The organism is Isoptericola nanjingensis, from assembly GCF_050311635.1.
Taxonomy (GTDB): Bacteria; Actinomycetota; Actinomycetes; order Actinomycetales; family Cellulomonadaceae; genus Isoptericola; species Isoptericola nanjingensis.
Genome location: NZ_JBNOZL010000002.1, coordinates 401,625 through 417,312, shown reverse-complemented (window position 1 = coordinate 417,312; position 15,688 = coordinate 401,625). Strand labels below are relative to the sequence as shown.

Below are 15,688 nucleotides of genomic sequence, written 5' to 3'. Positions count from 1 at the left end.
CCACCCGACGAGGTGACAGCCCGTCGGCACCGTTCGGCGCGGTACTTCCTGGGCCGGTCGCGGACGGCTCAGGCGAGCGGCCCGAGGGCGGCGCGCCGGCCGGTCCCGGACAGCGCGGCGGCGAGGGCCGGCTCGTCGAGCGCGGCGACCAGCCGCTTCTCCTCGTACCGGAAGTGCGTCTCCATGACGGCGTCGATGCCGTCCAGGTGCCGGTCGAGAGCGGCGGCGTCCGCACCGGCGTCGACCGCGCGGGACAGCTCGCCGAGCAGGTGGTCGAGCAGCCGGTGGTCGCGCTGCAGCTCGGCGACGACGTCCGCGAGGTCGGGGCGCAGGTCGAGCAGGGCGGTGAAGACGTTGGCGTCCTCGCCGCGGTGGTGGCCCTCGAGCGCCTGGCAGAAGCCGTGGCAGTAGAGGCCGAGCAGGCGGCGCGGGTCGGCGCCGTCGGTCGGGGCGGGCGCGGCGTCACCGGCGGAGTCGACGGCCTCGCGCGCGACCTCGAGGGCGTCGCGGAGGCGGGCGTGGACGGAGCGCAGCTCCTGGCCCCAGGCGACGAGTCGAGCGGTGTCGGCGTCGGTGTCGGTGTCGGCGGCGGTGTCGGGGCGGGCGGCGGTCGGGGCGGTGTCTCGGGAGGGGTCGGTCACGATGCGCCCGAACCTAGCAGCGGGCGGGTGCCCGGGTACGGTGGCGGCCGTGCCCGACACCCTCCCCGTCGAACCCGACGACGCCCCGCTGGTCGGTGCGCCCGACGCCGACCTGCTGCACGTGATGAGCCTCAACGTCCGCTGCGCCATCGACGACACGCTCCCCGGCAGCCCGGACCACTGGCCGGACCGCGCGCCTCTCGTCGGCCGGCTGCTGGCGCGGGAACGGCCGACGCTGCTCGGCGTCCAGGAGGCGCACTTCGCGCAGCTCACGACCGTCACCGACGCGCTGGGCGACGACTACCGGTCGGTGGGGCACGGCCGCGAGGGCGGCGCCGCCGGGGAGCACTCCGCGATCCTCTACGACGCCCGGCGGCTGTCGCTGCTGTGGTGGGACCAGTTCTGGCTGTCCGACACGCCCCGGCTGGCGGGCTCGACGTGGGACCACGTCTACCCGCGCGTCGTCACGTGGGCCCGGTTCCGCGACGAGCGCACGGGCACCGAGCTCGTGCACGTGAACTCGCACTTCGACCACGAGTCGGAGCCCGCCCGCGTGCGCAGCGCCGAGGTGGTGCGCGACCTCGTCTCCGGGTCCGGGCTCCCCGCCGTCTTCACCGCCGACTGCAACGCGCCCGCCGAGCGGTCCGCGCCCTACGACGTGCTCGTCACCGACGGCGGCCTGCACGACACGTGGGTGGTCGCCGACCGACGGCTCACCCCCGACGTCGGCACGTTCCCCGACTACGGCGCCCCCGTGCCCGGCGGCGAACGCATCGACTGGATCCTGGCGTCGGGCGGCACCGAGGTGCTCGCGGCAGGTATCAACACCTGGCGCGACGACGGTCGCTGGCCCAGCGACCACACCCCGGTCCAGGCGCTGCTGCGCCTGCCGTGACGTCGTCGGGCGATGAGTCCGGCCCGCCCGCGGCGTCCACCCCGCATGACACGACCTCCTGACCCCTCGTCCGTCGGGCCCGCGGACGGGGACGCCCTCGGGCCGGAGCTCTTCACCGACGGCGCGGCCCCGCTGTGCTACCAGGCCGTCGGGGACCCCGCCGACCCGACGATCCTGCTGCTCGGGGGCGTGGCCTCGTCCATGGACTGGTGGCCGGCGGACCTCTGCGCCGCGCTGGCCGCGGGCGGGCGCCGCGTCGTCCGGTACGACCACCGCGACACGGGCCGCTCCGCCACCTGCCCGCCCGGCGCCCCCGACTACACGAGCCGCGACCTCACCGAGGACGCGCTGCGGGTGCTCGACGACCTGGGCGTCGTGCGGGCGCACCTCGTGGGCCTCTCGGCGGGCGCCGCGATGGTGCAGGAGCTCGCGCTGGAGCACCCCGACCGGGTCGCCTCGGCCACGCTGATGTCCACGACGCGCGCGTTCGCCGGGCCGGACGACGCCGCGCTCGCCCCGTCCGCCCCCGAGCTCGCTGGCCTGTGGGACGGCCCCTCCCCCGACCCCGGCGACACGGACGCGCTGATCGATGCGGTCGTCGCCGACGACCGCGCGCTCACCGGCCGGGGCGACTTCGACGAGTCGCGCACCCGCGCCGTCGCGACCCGCGCCGTCGCGCGCTCGATCGACGCCACCGCCGGGACGAACCATTTCGCCGCGGAACCCGGGGCCCCGTTCGAGGGCACCCTGGCGGACCTCACCGTGCCGACGCTCGTCGTGCACGGCAGCGAGGACCCGCTGTTCCCCGGTCACGGCGCCGCGCTGGCCGCGGGGATCCCCGGGGCGCGGCTGCTGGTGCTCGACGGCGTCGGCCACCAGGTCGCGCCGCCGTCGTCGTGGGACGTGCTCCTCCCGGCCCTGCTCGAGCACACCGCTGAGGACACTTCCAGGTGACAGGGCCAGGATGGGCAGCATGTCCTCCCTCACCCTCACCACCTGGGGCCACGCCGGCGTCCGCCTGGAGCGCGACGACCGTGTCCTCGCCATCGACCCCGGCACGTTCACCGACCCGCGCATCCTCGACGGCGCCGACGCCGTCCTCGTCACCCACGAGCACGTCGACCACGTGGACGTCCCCCGCACGGCCGCCGCGCTCGCGGCCGACGGCGGGCCCGACCTGTGGGCCCCGGCCGCCGTCGTCGAGCAGCTCACCGACGCAGGCGCCCCCGCCGACCGGCTGCACGCGGTGGACGGCGGCGCGTCGTTCGACGCGGCCGGGTTCGCCGTGCAGGCGCTGGGGCACGTGCACGCGACCATCCACCCGGACATGACCCCGCCGGCCAACGTCGCGTTCCTCGTCGACGGCGCGGTGCTGCACCCGGGCGACTCGTTCACCCCCGCCCCCGAGGACGTCCGGGTCGACGTGCTGGCCCTGCCGGTCGCGGCGCCGTGGCTCAAGCTCGCGGAGGCGGTCGACTATGTGCGCCGGGTGGCGCCGCGCGTCGCCGTCCCGATCCACGACGCGATCCTCAACGACGCCGGCCTGGCCCTGGTCGACCGCGTCGCGGGCGGGCTCGGCGGGGCCGAGTACCGGCGGCTCGCGCCGGGCGAGGCGCTGGAGGTCCGCACGGCCTGACCGCCCGGCGTCGTCAGCCGCGGCTCAGCGGGACGACGTCGGCGAGCGGCGCCTGCAGCTCCGCCGAGCCGCCCGCGGGCCGGAACCCCAGGGCCACGTTGATCGCCAGCATCGGGGCGTTCGTCTCGTTGTTCCACGTGGAGATGCGGCGCGCGGCGGGGCGCAGGCGGGTGTGCTCGCGCAGGTTCACCACCTTGAGGAGCATGCCGAGCCGGTGGCCGCGGTGCCCGGCCAGCACCACCGTGCTGTCCTGCTCGGTGAGCTCGGGGCGGTCGTCGTCCCACGCGAGCAGCGTCATCCCCGCCAGGGTGCCGGTGGCGACGTGCTCGGCGACGGTGACGAGCCCGGTCCGGCCGCTCTCGGCCCGCTTCGCCTCCTCCAGGCGGATGCGCGCGCCGTCCCACCGCTCGGCCTCGAGCGCGAGGCCGCCGTTCGGCTCGTCCTCCGACAGGCTGTGCTCCAGCGCGGCGAGCTGGTCGACCCACCGCTCGGGCGCCGGGTCCTGCCAGGTGTGCAGGCGGTAGCCGTCCCCGGCCCGGGCCGCGGCGTCCGCCACGAACCGGTCCACGACGTCGTCGGGCAGCGGGACGTCGAGGACGGAGCGCCGCGCCACGATCTCCAGCCCCAGCCCGGCCCGGCGGGCGAACCGCATGCCGGGCAGATCGGCGGAGACGTGCCCCGGACCCTCCCGGGGCGCGACCGCGTCCGGGGCGTCGGCGGGAGGCTCGGCGGCGAGCTCGACCTCCGCGAACACGGTGGTGCGGCACTCGGTGAGCGCGACCCGGCGCAGCCGGTCCGCGATCGCCGACCCGATCCCCTGCCCGCGGTGGGAGGGCAGCACCGCGATGCGCACGACGGCGAGGTGGCGGTTGTCGGAGACGGGCAGGACGAGCTCGCCGTGGCCGACGACGCGCGGCACGCCAGGTGTCACCTCTCCGTCCACCGCCACGAGCCGGTGGTGGCGCGCGTGCTCCTGGTGACGGTCGCCGACCAGCAGGTCGACGGCCCTGGGCGCGAGGTCGTCGTGCCCCAGGTCGGCCAGCCCCACCGCCCGCTCCAGCGCCGCGACGCCGCGGTACGCCCAGGCCTCGGCGGCGTCGAGCAGGTCGGCGCGGGGCGGTTCGACCAGGCGCCACGTCGGTGTGGCCGCGGGGGTGCTCATGCCTCCACGGTGCGCCGCACCCGGGGTCCGCGTCACGCACATTTCGGGGGCCGACGTCGCGGTTCGCCCGCCCCGGCGCGTAGGGTGCCTGACCGTGACGACCGAGACCCCGCTGCCGGTGACCACGGGCCGACTGGTCCTGCGCGCGCACCGCGCGGAGGACCTCGAGCCCCTGCTCGCCTACTACGCCGACCCGGAGGTGGCGCGCTACCTGCTCGAGGAGCCGTGGACGCCGGACGTCGCCGAGGCGCAGCTCGCGAAGCGGCTCGCGCGCACCCGCATCGACGAGCCCGGCTCCGCCCTCGCGCTGATCGTGGAGCACGACGGCCAGGTCGTCGGCGACGTCGCCCTGTGGACGACGGGCGACACCGTCTCCCGCGGGGAGATCGGCTGGGTCTTCCACCCCGACTTCACGGGCCAGGGATTCGCGACCGAGGCGGTGCGCGCCGTCCTCGACCTGGCGTTCGGCTTCTACCGCATGCACCGCGTGGTCGCGCAGCTCGACGCCCGCAACGAGCCGTCCGCCCGCCTGTGCGAGCGCGTCGGCATGCGGCGCGAGGGCCACCTGCGGCAGGACTGGTGGTCCAAGGGCGAGTGGACGGACACCCTCGTCTACGGCGTGCTCAAGGGTGACCGCGCGGCCTGACGCCGCCTCCGGGCGGCGTCGTCGCCCGACAACCTTTGCCGCACCGTCGGCGTCTATGTCCCGTGAACCCACGAGACAGGCAGCACCCATGACGGCCGACGGCGCCGCGCCGCTCGTCGCCGAGACGAGAACTGAACCGTTCCGGGTCGTGGCGGCGGGCAAGACCCCGGCGGACCGCTTCACGGCGTTCGCCGCGGCCAGCACGCCCACCCTCTCCCGGATCGCGTACCTCCTGTGCGGCGACGAGCACCGCGCGGGCGACCTGGTCCAGCTCGCGCTGGAACGGACCTACCGCGCGTGGACGCGCGTCGAGGACGGCGACCCGTTCGCCTACGCGCGCCGCGTCATCGCGACGGCGCGCATCGACGGCTGGCGGCGCACCCGCCGCGATGTGCTCTCCGACCCCGCCGACCTGCGTCCCGCTCCCGTGCCCGACGGCACGCGGACGGTGGTCGACCGGGACCGGCTCGTCCGCGCGCTGCGGCAGCTCCCCGAGGCGCAGCGTCGCGTCGTCGTCCTACGCCACCTGCTCGACCGCTCGGAGCAGCAGACCGCGGACGAGCTGAACATCTCGGTCGGCTCGGTGAAGTCGAGCGGGTCGCGCGGCCTGGCGCGGCTGCGGGAGCTGCTCTCTTCCGACGGGACCCACGACGTGACACCGACGAGGAAAGGGACGGTCCGATGACCCTCCAGGACGACTTCGTGACCGAGCTCCAGCACGCGGCCGACCGGGTCGAGCCGGTCGCCGCGCTCGACGGCGCCACAATGGGCCTCCGCGCCGTCCGCCGGGTGCGGGCCCGTCGCGCCGCGCTGACCGGCGTCGGGGTGCTCGCCGCCGTGGGCGCCGTCGCGGGCGTGTGGCAGGGCATGTCGCCGGACGGCGTCGTGAGCCCGGCGTCCCCGGACGTGCCAGACGGCTGGACGCCCGTCGCCGTCGGTGGCGTGCGGCTCGCGGTGCCGCCCGGGCTCGAGCCGAGCGTCGACGGCGTCTGGGAGCACGACCCGGCGAACGACGGCGGGGACTTTGTGCAGGTGCAGCCGGCGCCCGACGCGCCGCTCGCGCCCCCGGGCTCGGGACTCACGCCGGTGGACGTCAGGGTCCCGGGGGCGGAGTCCGCCCAGTACGTCGTCGAGCAGGCCGACGACCCGACGGTCGTCCAGGACTTCCTCGGGAGGCTGCAGGTCACGCTGGAGTCGGGCGACGTGGTGCAGGTGTCGCTGGTCTGGGTGGACGGCGCCGAGGGCGAGGCGGTGTTCTCCGACCTCCTGGGGACCGTCTCCGTCGACGAGGACTCCGGCGGCCTCCCGGACCCGGACGGGACGGCCGTGCTGCAGCCCCTCGGGGGCTACGCCCCCGGCGTGCCGGAGGGCTGGGAGAAGGAGTCGTTCGCCGGCCTCGAGTACGCGGTGCCGCGCGGCTGGGCGGCCGACGACGACGTCGCCGACGCGTTCCCTGCCGGTTCCCAGCTGCGGTCCGCGAGCGCCGACGGCTCGGCCGCCCTGACCGTCCTCCGGTCGGGCGACTTCGCGGGGTGGCCCGACTCGATCGTGTCGTCGCCGCTGGACCCCGCGTCCACGTTCCCGCTCGACGGCGCGGACGTGGTGCAGGTCGAGACCGGGACCGAGGACGGCGTCGACCGCACCACCGCACACCTGCGGCGCGAGGGCGGGCGCGGCTACATCGTCACCGTCGAGGCGCCCGCCTCCGCGGACGGGCGTGCGCTCACACGGCAGCTGCTGGGGACGCTCGCCTTCGACGCCGCGGCGGGGAAGGTGCCGGGCCTGCGGGACCTGCCGGAGCTGCCGACGTCGGCCGTCCCCGACGCGTGGCGCGCGACGTCGTCCGGCGTGCTGGGGCTGCAGATGGCGCTGCCGGACGGGTGGGTCCAGGTGTCACCGCCCGACGGGGTCGACTGGTCGGCGGGCCGGTCCGGGGAGACGGTGACGGTCATGGCCGCGGCGGGCGACGTCCTCGACCGCGTCCCGGCCGCCGGCTACCGGTACGACGTCCCGGGCGCGGACGCCGTCGTGATCCAGCAGGGCGCCGACGCCACGGCGGACGGGGAGCCGTGCTTCCTCGGCACGGTGCAGCTCCGCCGCGGCGACGACGCGGTCGTGCTGGAGTACAGCGGGCCGCGCGGCGCGGCCTCGGAGGAGCGGTTCGGCAGCATCGTGCGGTCGCTCGGGGTCCACGGGAGCTGAGGCGGCGAGGCCAGTCGTCGACGTAGCGGTCGGTCCTCGTCCCCGCACGGGACGGGGACCCATCGCTACGTCGACCGTCGCCACCTGTGGAGGGCAGCCGGGCGGCCGGGCACGATGGGTCGATGACGTCCGACATCGTGGTCCGGCCGGCGAACGAGGCGACGTGGGACGACCTGCAGACCGTGCTCGGCCCGCGCGGCGAGGGGGCGCGCTGCCAGTGCCGGTGGTTCCAGACGCCGTCCTCCGACTGGCGGGAGACCGCCCGCGAGGAGCGGGCGGCCGCGCTGCGCCGCGACACGCACTGCGGCGAGCCGGACGCTCCGACCACCAGCGGGCTGGTCGCCTGGCTCGACGGCGAGCCCGCCGGGTGGTGCGCCGTCGAGCCCCGCACCGCGTACCCCCGGCTGCGCACGGCGCGGGTGCCCTGGTCGGGGCGCGACGAGGACAAGGACGACGACCGCGTGTGGGCCGTGGTCTGCTTCGTCACCCGCGCCGGGTACCGCCGCCGCGGGGTCAGCGCGGCCCTCACCGCCGCCGCCGTCGAGCACGCCCGCTCCCGCGGGGCGCGCGCCGTCGAGGGCTACCCGATGGTCGTCGAGCCCGGGTACAGCGACTCGTGGGGCGAGCTCTACGTCGGGGTGGCGGCGGTGTTCGAGGCCGCCGGGTTCCGCGAGGTGAGCCGCCCGACGTCGCGCCGCGCGGTGATGCGCGTCGACCTCTGACCTCCTCGTGGCTCAGCGCCGCGCGACGTGCTCCGCGAGGAACTCGGCCCACGTCTGCTTGCCGACGGCGCGGTCGGGGGCGAGGTTGCCGCCCGCCGCATAGGCCCGCGACGCCGCGCCGGGCACGCGCACCGGCATCGTCGGGCGGTGCGACCCCACCGCGTCGAGGTAGTCGCGGACCATCCCGCGGAACGTGTGGATCTCGGGCCCGGCGACGTCGGGCACCCGCCCCTGCGGGTCGCCGAGCGCGAGCTCGACCAGACGTGCCGCGACCTCGTCCCCCGCGATCGGCTGCGCCCGCCAGCCGGACGGCGTGGGCACGACCGGCAGCTTCGCGAGGGCCCGGGCGGCGATGAGCACCAGCTCGTGGAACTGCGTGGCGCGCAGGTTGGTCCACGGGATCCCGGACTCCTCCAGCACGCGCTCCTGGGCGAGCTTGCTCTCCATGTACCCGAGGGCACGGCGGTCGAACCCCGACGTCACCGGCACCTTCTCCGCGCCCACCACGGAGATGTTCACCAGGTGCGGCTCGCTGCCCGCGTCGCGGATCGCCCGGACCAGCGCCCGAGCCGTCTCCTCGTTGTGCAGCTGGTCGCCGGCGAGGTGGACGACGACGTCCGCGTCGCCCACGGCCTGCGCCAGGCCCTCGCCCGTCGCCCAGTCCCCGACGACGTACCGCACGCCGTCCCCGTCCGCGTGCGGGCTGCGGCTGAGCACCCGCACCTGTGCGCCGGTGCGTACCAGGCGCGGCACCACCAGCCTGCCGAGGTGTCCCGTGCCGCCCGTGACCAGGATGCGTGCCATGCCGTCCTCCTCCGTCGTCGCGCGACCACCGCGCGTCCTGCCACTCCGACGACGCGGGCGGCCCGGACGTGACCCGACGGCGCTGCTATGTTCCGCGGGTGATCGTCGATCTCACCGCCGACCGCCTCGAGGACTGCGCGCGACTCTTCGTGCGCACGTTCTCCGCGCCGCCGTGGAACGAGGAGTGGACGCGCGGGGACGCCGCGCAACGTCTGGGCGACATGCTGGCCACGCCACGATCCGTCGGCTCGGTCGCGGTCACCGACGGCGGCGACGTCATCGGTTTCGTCCTCGGGCACCGTGAACGCGCCGGTACCGAGGACCACCTGCTCGTCCAGGAGATGTGCGTCGCCGCCGCCCACCAGCGCGAGGGCTGGGGGTCCCGCCTGCTGGCCGCCCTGGAGCACCGCCTGCCGGACGTCCAGCACTGGTACCTCCTGACCTTGCGGGACGGCGCCGCGGCCGCGTTCTACGAGGCGCACGAGTTCCGGCCCGCGTCGCGGGTCGGCGTCTACGTCCGGCCCTGAGGCGGCGGGCGGCGACGTGACCGCGGCTCAGGCGACCGGGTCCCGCAGGCGCGGCAGGGTGGCGACGAGCGTGTCGCGGATGTAGGTCAGCTCCGGCGTCGGCTCCCACTCGGCGTCGCTCCCGGCGTCGTTCTCGGCACCGTCGCCGGCCTCCTCCCACTCGCCCGCGGCGTCGTCCTGCGGGGTGCTGTAGACCCACCACAGGTTGTTCCAGGGGTCGACGAAGCGGGAGAAGACCTCGCCGAAGAACGCGGTGGGCTCCGTCACGACGTCCGCGCCACCGGCCCGCGCCCGCCCGAGCACCGCGTCCACGTCGTCCACGTAGACCTGCAGCAGGGACGGGGTGAACGGCCAGCCGGGCTTGCGCTCGCCGAACATGACGGTGGTGCCGCCGATCTGGAGCTCGGCGTGCAGCAGCAGCCCGTCGTGGTCGACGGTCCGCGCGTCGGGGTGCTCGACGCCGTCGAACACGTCGACCAGGAAGAGGATGAGGTTCTCGACGTCGCTGCTGATGATGAACGGGTTGATCGTCGAGAATCCTGGGGGGACGGCCATGGTGGCTCCTTTCGTCCCCGCCATCACACCGCGCCGGCCGGGGCCCGGTCTTGAACGAGAACGTCACCGGGCGGGCCGTCGGCGGGCGGCGGCCGCGAGCACCGCCGCCGGGGTCCGCCCACGGATGAGGCGCAGGCTGCGGGTCAGGTGCGCCTGGTCGGCGAACCCGGCCCGCGCCGCCGCCTCGGCCGGCGCGACGCCGCCCTGCAGGAGGGCGTAGGCCCGCTCGGCCCGCCGGACCTGCTCCACCTGCCCCGCCGTCAGCCCGACGGTGCGCCGGTAGCGGCGCTGCCAGGTGCGCGGCGACGCGCCGTCCCGCTGACCGTCGAGCGCCGCGCGCACGCCGTCGTCCACGCCCAGCGGGCCGAGGCGCACCATCTCGTCCACCCAGTCCTCGAGCTCGTCGAAGGCCGGCAGCGTCGTCCACCGCTCCCCGAGCCGGACGCGCCCGGAGCGCACCGGCAGTTCGACGGTGGCCCCGAGCACCGGCTGCTTGTCGAGGCCCGCGACCACCACGAACGGCGCCAGCTCCACGCCCCAGTAGCTCTCCCCCACGACGCTCGTCGTGCGGCGGGCGCTCAGGCTCGGCCCGTCGAGCTCGCCGCCGAGGCTCCCGTCGGCGCGGCGGATGAAGGAGATGCCCCAGTACTCCGAGCCCGCCACGAGGTACTCCCCCGGCTCCTCCACGGTCGCGGACCACACCGTGCGCACCGCGGGGGTCGAACCGGGCCGCTCGAACCACATGGCGTCACGGTAGCGCCGGTCGGGCGCCGCCCTCGGGCCGGAGCGGGAAGCGGCGCCGCAGCAGGACCCGCTGGACCAGGGTCCACGCCACCGTCACCAGGAGGTACAGCCCCGCGGCGAGCGGGACGAAGCAGGCGACGACGGCGGTGACGAACTGCAGCGCGCCGAGCGCGCGCTGCATCCCGGCGGGCCCGGGCACCGTGGTCGCCGAGGGCACGGCGAGACGGCCGCCGGGCAGCGCGGCGCGCCGCGTCAGCTCACCCACGAGGGCGACGGCGAGCACGAGCACGCCGAGGACGACGACCGCCGCGACGCCCGGCGCCCCGCCGGAGAGCACCCCGACGAGGCTGCTGCCGAGGGGCACCCCGAACAGGGTGTGGCCCAGCAGGGCGTTGGCCTCGCCGGCGATCTCCGCGTGCACGAACACCGAGTAGATCACCCCGATCACGGGGGCCTGCAGCAGCATCGGCAGGCAGCCGGCGAGGGGCGTCGTGCCCTCGTCGGCGTAGAGCTGCATCGTGGCGCGCTGGAGCGCCTCGGGGTCCGCGCGGTGCCGGAGCCGGAGCTCGGCGACCCGGGGGGCGAGCCGCACCCGGGTGCGCTCCGCGCGGGCCTGGGAGATCCCCACCGGGATCAGGGCGGCGCGGACGGCGAGGGTCACGGCGACGACGGCTGCCGCCGCGGCGCCGACACCGAGGGCAGGTTCGAGCAGGTGGGTCAGGCTCATCAGTGCGTGGTACGCGCCGCCGAGCACGGCGGCGACAGGGGGCAGGGCGAAGAGATCCATGGGGTGCGTCCTCGGTCGAACGGAAGGGGTTCGCGTTCGCCGAGCACCCCGCGGGCGCACGGGGTCGCCGCGCGTGGCGCGCGACGTCGGGCCGTCCCGGCGGGGACGGTCAGGGGGTGGCCCGAGGGATGCTCAGTCGGCGAGGACGCCGGGGGCGCGCGGCCGGGGGCGGCCGGGCGCGTGGGGATCGCTCTGGGTGACGAGCGGTGGGGCCCCGGCGGCGCGCCGCACGACGGGCGCGGTCACGGGCACCAGCCGCGGGCCGATCGCCGTCGCGCGCGCCACGAAGCTCAGTGCCATCGCGGCGAGGCCGGCGGCGCCGACCAGGAGGAGCAGGGTCGTCAGCGTCGGCGTGCCGAGCAGGACGGCGAGCGACCACGAGACGTCGCGCGCGAGCACGAGCAGGGCGTCACCCATGCCGCCTCCCCTCGTGGGCCTCGGGCCGTCCCGTCACGATAGCGCGCGCCCCTCAGGTCCCGTCGGCGAGTCGGGCGAACGCGGCGAGCGGCCCGGCGAGCACGCCGCCGTCCACGGGCAGGGTGGCGCCCGTGATCCACGCGGCGTCGTCGGACGCCAGGAAGGCGACGGCGGCGGCGACGTCCTCCGGCTCGCCGACGCGGCCCAGCGGGTACATCGGCGCGAGCCGGTCGGGGCCGCCCTGGTCGTCCCAGACGCGGGTGCGGACGGTGCCCGGCGCGACCACGTTGACGCGCACGCCGTCCGGCCCGAGCCGTACGGCGAGGTTCTTCGCCAGCACCCCCAGGCCCGCCTTCGCGGCCGAGTAGGCGTCGCCGCCGAACGCCGCGAGCCCGTTGACCGACCCGACCAGCACGACGGCGCCGCCCGGCCGGGCCAGGTGCGGCGCGGCGGCGCGCACCACGCGCGCCGGCCCCGCGAGGTTGAGGTCCACCGTGGCCGCCCAGTCCGCGTCGGTGCCGCCGTCGAGCTGGTCCGGGTGCGGCAGCGCGCCGCCCGCGACGTTGACGACCGCGTCCAGGCGGCCGTGCCGGGCGACGGCGGTCTCCGTCGCCGCCTCGACCGACGCCCGGTCGGTGAGGTCGCAGGCCACGACGAGCGCGCGCTCACGCGCGACGGCCTCCAGGGCGGCCGCCGTTTCTTCGGCCGCGGCCGTGTCGACGTCGGCCAGCACGACGGCCGCGCCCTCGGCGGAGAGCCGCCGGACGACGGCCGCACCGATCCCGTGGGCGGCCCCCGTCACGAGCGCGACGCGCCCCGCGAAGCGGTCCATCGCTCTCCCCCGCCCGCCGTCCCGCATCAGGCGCCGACGTAGTCCGCGAGGTGCTCGCCGGTCACGGTGGAGCGGGCGGCCACGAGGTCGGCGGGCGTGCCCTCGAAGACGACCGTGCCGCCGTCGTGCCCGGCGCCCGGCCCGAGGTCGATGATCCAGTCGGCGTGCGCCATGACGGCCTGGTGGTGCTCGATGACGATCACCGTCCTGCCATCGTCCACGAGCCGGTCCAGCAGGCCCAGCAGGTTCGCCACGTCGGCCAGGTGCAGGCCGGTGGTGGGCTCGTCGAGGATGTACGTGCCGCCCTTCTCGCCCATGTGCATGGCGAGCTTGAGCCGCTGCCGCTCGCCGCCGGACAGGGTGTTGAGGGGCTGGCCGAGCTTCACGTAGCCGAGCCCGACGTCCTCCAGGTGGGCGAGGATCTTGTGCGCCGCGGGGATCTTCGCCTCACCCTCGCGGAAGAAGGCGTGCGCCTGCGCGACCGACAGGTCGAAGACCTCGGCGATGTTCTTGCCGCCGAGCGTGTACTCCAGCACCGACGCCATGAACCGCCTGCCGCCGCAGTCCTCGCACGGTGTCTCGACCGTCTCCATGAAGCCGAGCTCCGTGTAGATGCGGCCGTTGCCCTTGCAGGTGGGGCACGCGCCCTCGGAGTTCGCGCTGAACAGGGCCGGCTTCACGCCGTTCGCCTTCGCGAACGCCTTGCGGATCGGCTCCAGCAGCCCGGTGTACGTGGCCGGGTTGGAGCGGCGCGAGCCCTTGATCGCGCCCTGGTCGACGACGACGACGCCCTCGCGACCGGCGAGGTTGCCGTGGATCAGCGAGCTCTTGCCGGAGCCCGCGACGCCCGTGACGACGGTGAGGACGCCGGTCGGGACGTCGACGTCGACGTCGCGCAGGTTGTTCTGGGAGGCGCCGCGGATCTCGAGCGCGCCGGACGGCTCCCGGACGGACTCCTTGACGGTGACGCGGTCGTCCAGGTGGCGGCCGGTGAGGGTGCCGCTCGCGCGCAGCCCCTCCAGCGTGCCCTCGAAGCAGATCGTGCCGCCGTCGGTCCCGGCGCCGGGGCCGAGGTCGATCACGTGGTCGGCGATCGCGATCGCCTCCGGCTTGTGCTCGACGACGAGCACGGTGTTGCCCTTGTCGCGCAGCTCCAGGAGCAGGTCGTTCATCCGCTCGATGTCGTGCGGGTGCAGACCGACGGTCGGCTCGTCGAAGACGTACGTGACGTCGGTGAGCGCGGACCCGAGGTGCCGGATCATCTTGGTGCGCTGCGCCTCGCCGCCCGACAGGGTGCCCGCCGGCCGCTCCAGCGACAGATAGCCCAGCCCGATCTCGACGAACTTGTCGAACAGGTGCAGCAGGGCCCCGACCAGCGGCGCGACGCCCGGGTCGTCGATCCCCCGCGCCCACTCGGCGGCGTCGGTGATCTGCATCCGGCACACGTCCGCGATGCCCGCGCCGTTGACCTTCGCCGACCGGGCGGACTCGTTGAGCCGGGTGCCGTCGCACTCCGGGCAGGGCACGAACACCGCGGCCCGCTCGACGAACGCGCGGAGGTGCGGCTGCAGCGACTCGGGCGCCTTGCTGAACATCGACTCGCGCAGCTTGGGGATGAGGCCCTGGTACGTCATGTTCATCCCGAGGGCCTTGACCTTGCCCTTCTCCCGGTAGAGAAAGTCGTGCCGCTCGGCCTCCGTGTAGTCGCGCACCGGCTTGTCGCCGTCGACGAACCCCGACTCCGAGAAACCCTTCACCATCCAGCCGTCGGCCTTGTAGCCGGGCACGAGGATCGCGCCGTCGCGCAGGGACAGCGACTCGTCGACGATGACGGACAGGTCGAGGTCGGAGACGGTGCCGCGGCCCTCGCACTCGGGGCACATGCCGCCCAGGTACACCTGGTTGCGCACGACCTTCTTCTCGACCTCGCCCCCGGCCTTGCCGGTGCTGAACACCCCGCTCGCCGTCGACGTCGGGATGTTGAACGAGAACGCCGTGGGCGGGCCGACGTACGGCTCGCCCACGCGGCTGAACAGGTTGCGCAGCATGGCGTTCGCGTCGGTGACGGTGCCGACCGTGGACCGCACGTTGGCGCCCATGCGCTCCTGGTCCACGAGGATCGCGGTGGTGATGCCCTCCAGGACGTCCACGTCAGGGCGCGGCAGCGACGGCATGAACCCCTGCACGAACGTCGAGTACGTCTCGTCGATGAGGCGCCGCGACTCGGCGGCGATGGTCGCGAACACCAGCGAGCTCTTGCCCGAGCCCGACACCCCCGTGAACACGGAGAGGCGGCGCTTGGGGATCTCGACGTCCACGTCGCGCAGGTTGTTCTCGCGTGCGCCCTGCACGCGGATGACGTCGTGCGCGTCGGCGGTGTGCGACGACGTCGCGGCGGGGGACCCGGCGCGGGACTCGGCGCGGGACTCGGTGGCGGTCACGGCGGTGCTCCTTCGATCGTGGTGGCGGGGACGCCGGTGGGGGGCGGGCAGGCTCACACGCGGGTGAGGGGCAGGTGGGGCGGCGCCGGCAGCTCGACGTCGACCGCGTCCCCGGGCCGGACCGTGCCGCCCCGCGAGACGATGCCCATGACCCCGGCGAGCCGCTCGACCTCGCCGTCGGCCCCGCGGTGCAGCAGCTGCTTGAGCAGTCCCGGCTGGAAGTCGTTGATCTGCTGGCAGGGGTTGCGCAGGCCGGTGACGGTCACGACGGCGTCGCCGATCGTCAGCCGGGTGCCCACGGGCAGCGCCAGCAGGTCGATCCCGCGGGTGGTGAAATTCTCCCCCAGGTCCCCCGGCGCCACGTCGTGGCCGGCGGCGGCGAGCCGGTCGAAGAGCTCGCCGTGGATGAGGTGCACCTGGCGGAGGTTCGGCTGCGACGGGTCCGCGGCGACCCTGCTGCGGTGCTGCACGGTGACCCCGGCGTGCGCGTCGCCCTCGACCCCCACCCCCTCGACGAGGACCACCTGGTCGAGGGCCGGCTTGCTGAAGCCGTGGACGGCGCTCGCGTGCACCGCGACGACGCTCGCCGTGGTGCCGGACGACGGGGTGAGGGTCGAGGGGTCCGTGACGGTCACTGGGATCCTCCTGGAAGTCGGCGGTCGAGCCTGTCGAGACCT

Annotated in this window: 18 protein-coding genes; 8 read left to right on the top strand and 10 right to left on the bottom strand. The window is 75.5% G+C overall.

Annotated elements, in window-relative coordinates; all coding sequences use genetic code 11:
- Window positions 1-68: 68 nt before the first annotated feature.
- Window positions 69-641, bottom strand: coding sequence for a hemerythrin domain-containing protein (locus ACQP6G_RS04780; RefSeq protein ID WP_429763064.1), 573 nt, complete (start codon window positions 639-641; stop codon window positions 69-71).
- Window positions 642-690: 49 nt separating this feature from the next.
- Here ACQP6G_RS04780 and ACQP6G_RS04775 point away from each other — a divergent pair, with 49 nt between their 5' ends.
- From ACQP6G_RS04775 to ACQP6G_RS04765, 3 genes are read left to right on the top strand one after another with little or no spacing between them, the layout of a single operon-like run.
- The gene (locus tag ACQP6G_RS04775) at window positions 691-1,536 is read left to right on the top strand and encodes an endonuclease/exonuclease/phosphatase family protein (RefSeq protein WP_429763063.1); all 846 of its coding nucleotides are present in this window, start codon (window positions 691-693) and stop codon (window positions 1,534-1,536) included.
- A 45-nt stretch (window positions 1,537-1,581) separates the two neighbouring features.
- Entirely contained in the window at window positions 1,582-2,490 is a 909-nt protein-coding gene (locus ACQP6G_RS04770) for an alpha/beta fold hydrolase (RefSeq protein ID WP_429763062.1), read from the top strand.
- Between the two features lie 19 nt (window positions 2,491-2,509).
- On the top strand, window positions 2,510-3,172 hold the full coding sequence (locus ACQP6G_RS04765; protein ID WP_429763061.1) for an MBL fold metallo-hydrolase: 663 nt from the start codon (window positions 2,510-2,512) through the stop codon (window positions 3,170-3,172).
- 13 nt (window positions 3,173-3,185) lie between these two features.
- On the opposite strand, the gene ACQP6G_RS04760 is transcribed toward ACQP6G_RS04765, so the two are convergent.
- The gene (locus tag ACQP6G_RS04760) at window positions 3,186-4,334 is read right to left on the bottom strand and encodes a GNAT family N-acetyltransferase (RefSeq protein WP_429763060.1); all 1,149 of its coding nucleotides are present in this window, start codon (window positions 4,332-4,334) and stop codon (window positions 3,186-3,188) included.
- A gap of 94 nt (window positions 4,335-4,428) precedes the next feature.
- On the opposite strand from ACQP6G_RS04760, the gene ACQP6G_RS04755 reads away from it, so the two are divergent.
- The 4 genes from ACQP6G_RS04755 (at window position 4,429) to ACQP6G_RS04740 (ending at window position 7,904) form a co-directional block, all read left to right on the top strand.
- Window positions 4,429-4,980 carry a GNAT family N-acetyltransferase gene (locus ACQP6G_RS04755; RefSeq protein ID WP_429763059.1) on the top strand — a complete coding sequence of 184 codons (552 nt, stop codon included), beginning with the start codon at window positions 4,429-4,431 and terminating at the stop codon, window positions 4,978-4,980.
- 88 nt (window positions 4,981-5,068) lie between these two features.
- Window positions 5,069-5,665, top strand: a complete 597-nt coding sequence (locus tag ACQP6G_RS04750; protein ID WP_429763058.1) for a SigE family RNA polymerase sigma factor — start codon at window positions 5,069-5,071, stop codon at window positions 5,663-5,665.
- Window positions 5,662-7,182, top strand: a complete 1,521-nt coding sequence (locus tag ACQP6G_RS04745) for a hypothetical protein (RefSeq protein WP_429763057.1) — start codon at window positions 5,662-5,664, stop codon at window positions 7,180-7,182. The genes ACQP6G_RS04750 and ACQP6G_RS04745 overlap by 4 nt, the downstream gene beginning before the upstream one ends.
- Before the next feature lie 122 nt (window positions 7,183-7,304).
- Complete coding sequence (locus ACQP6G_RS04740) at window positions 7,305-7,904, top strand: GNAT family N-acetyltransferase (RefSeq protein WP_429763056.1); 600 nt, start codon at window positions 7,305-7,307, stop codon at window positions 7,902-7,904.
- 12 nt (window positions 7,905-7,916) lie between these two features.
- Here ACQP6G_RS04740 and ACQP6G_RS04735 read toward each other — a convergent pair whose 3' ends face one another.
- A complete protein-coding gene (locus tag ACQP6G_RS04735) occupies window positions 7,917-8,708 on the bottom strand; it encodes an SDR family oxidoreductase (RefSeq protein ID WP_429763055.1) in 792 nt (263 codons plus the stop codon).
- A 98-nt stretch (window positions 8,709-8,806) separates the two neighbouring features.
- Between ACQP6G_RS04735 and ACQP6G_RS04730 the strand changes: the two genes are divergently transcribed.
- Window positions 8,807-9,235, top strand: coding sequence for a GNAT family N-acetyltransferase (locus ACQP6G_RS04730; RefSeq protein ID WP_429763054.1), 429 nt, complete (start codon window positions 8,807-8,809; stop codon window positions 9,233-9,235).
- 27 nt (window positions 9,236-9,262) lie between these two features.
- Here the strand turns inward: ACQP6G_RS04730 and ACQP6G_RS04725 are convergent, their stop codons facing one another.
- From ACQP6G_RS04725 to ACQP6G_RS04695, 7 genes are all read right to left on the bottom strand, one after another.
- On the bottom strand, window positions 9,263-9,790 hold the full coding sequence (locus tag ACQP6G_RS04725; RefSeq protein WP_429763053.1) for a VOC family protein: 528 nt from the start codon (window positions 9,788-9,790) through the stop codon (window positions 9,263-9,265).
- Between the two features lie 63 nt (window positions 9,791-9,853).
- Window positions 9,854-10,534, bottom strand: coding sequence for a helix-turn-helix domain-containing protein (locus ACQP6G_RS04720; RefSeq protein ID WP_429763052.1), 681 nt, complete (start codon window positions 10,532-10,534; stop codon window positions 9,854-9,856).
- Window positions 10,535-10,538: 4 nt separating this feature from the next.
- Window positions 10,539-11,321, bottom strand: coding sequence for a YidC/Oxa1 family membrane protein insertase (locus ACQP6G_RS04715; RefSeq protein WP_429763051.1), 783 nt, complete (start codon window positions 11,319-11,321; stop codon window positions 10,539-10,541).
- Window positions 11,322-11,453: 132 nt separating this feature from the next.
- The gene (locus ACQP6G_RS04710) at window positions 11,454-11,738 is read right to left on the bottom strand and encodes a hypothetical protein (RefSeq protein WP_429763050.1); all 285 of its coding nucleotides are present in this window, start codon (window positions 11,736-11,738) and stop codon (window positions 11,454-11,456) included.
- Window positions 11,739-11,790: 52 nt separating this feature from the next.
- A complete protein-coding gene (locus ACQP6G_RS04705; protein ID WP_429763049.1) occupies window positions 11,791-12,570 on the bottom strand; it encodes an SDR family NAD(P)-dependent oxidoreductase in 780 nt (259 codons plus the stop codon).
- 26 nt (window positions 12,571-12,596) lie between these two features.
- Complete coding sequence (locus ACQP6G_RS04700; RefSeq protein WP_429763048.1) at window positions 12,597-15,011, bottom strand: ATP-binding cassette domain-containing protein; 2,415 nt, start codon at window positions 15,009-15,011, stop codon at window positions 12,597-12,599.
- 53 nt (window positions 15,012-15,064) lie between these two features.
- Window positions 15,065-15,646 carry an MOSC domain-containing protein gene (locus ACQP6G_RS04695; RefSeq protein WP_429763047.1) on the bottom strand — a complete coding sequence of 194 codons (582 nt, stop codon included), beginning with the start codon at window positions 15,644-15,646 and terminating at the stop codon, window positions 15,065-15,067.
- Window positions 15,647-15,688: the final 42 nt, after the last annotated feature.

Excerpts from the sequence above, each read along its gene's own strand:
- ACQP6G_RS04750 (WP_429763058.1), top strand. The coding sequence starts at position 5,069 with ATGACGGCCGACGGCGCCGCGCCGCTCGTCGCCGAGACGAGAACTGAA.
- ACQP6G_RS04770 (WP_429763062.1), top strand. The coding sequence starts at position 1,582 with ATGACACGACCTCCTGACCCCTCGTCCGTCGGGCCCGCGGACGGGGAC.
- ACQP6G_RS04720 (WP_429763052.1), bottom strand. The coding sequence starts at position 10,534 with ATGTGGTTCGAGCGGCCCGGTTCGACCCCCGCGGTGCGCACGGTGTGG.
- ACQP6G_RS04760 (WP_429763060.1), bottom strand. The coding sequence starts at position 4,334 with ATGAGCACCCCCGCGGCCACACCGACGTGGCGCCTGGTCGAACCGCCC.
- ACQP6G_RS04710 (WP_429763050.1), bottom strand. The coding sequence starts at position 11,738 with ATGGGTGACGCCCTGCTCGTGCTCGCGCGCGACGTCTCGTGGTCGCTC.
- ACQP6G_RS04725 (WP_429763053.1), bottom strand. The coding sequence starts at position 9,790 with ATGGCCGTCCCCCCAGGATTCTCGACGATCAACCCGTTCATCATCAGC.
- ACQP6G_RS04715 (WP_429763051.1), bottom strand. The coding sequence starts at position 11,321 with ATGGATCTCTTCGCCCTGCCCCCTGTCGCCGCCGTGCTCGGCGGCGCG.
- ACQP6G_RS04765 (WP_429763061.1), top strand. The coding sequence starts at position 2,510 with ATGTCCTCCCTCACCCTCACCACCTGGGGCCACGCCGGCGTCCGCCTG.
- ACQP6G_RS04740 (WP_429763056.1), top strand. The coding sequence starts at position 7,305 with ATGACGTCCGACATCGTGGTCCGGCCGGCGAACGAGGCGACGTGGGAC.
- ACQP6G_RS04735 (WP_429763055.1), bottom strand. The coding sequence starts at position 8,708 with ATGGCACGCATCCTGGTCACGGGCGGCACGGGACACCTCGGCAGGCTG.
- ACQP6G_RS04705 (WP_429763049.1), bottom strand. The coding sequence starts at position 12,570 with ATGGACCGCTTCGCGGGGCGCGTCGCGCTCGTGACGGGGGCCGCCCAC.
- ACQP6G_RS04745 (WP_429763057.1), top strand. The coding sequence starts at position 5,662 with ATGACCCTCCAGGACGACTTCGTGACCGAGCTCCAGCACGCGGCCGAC.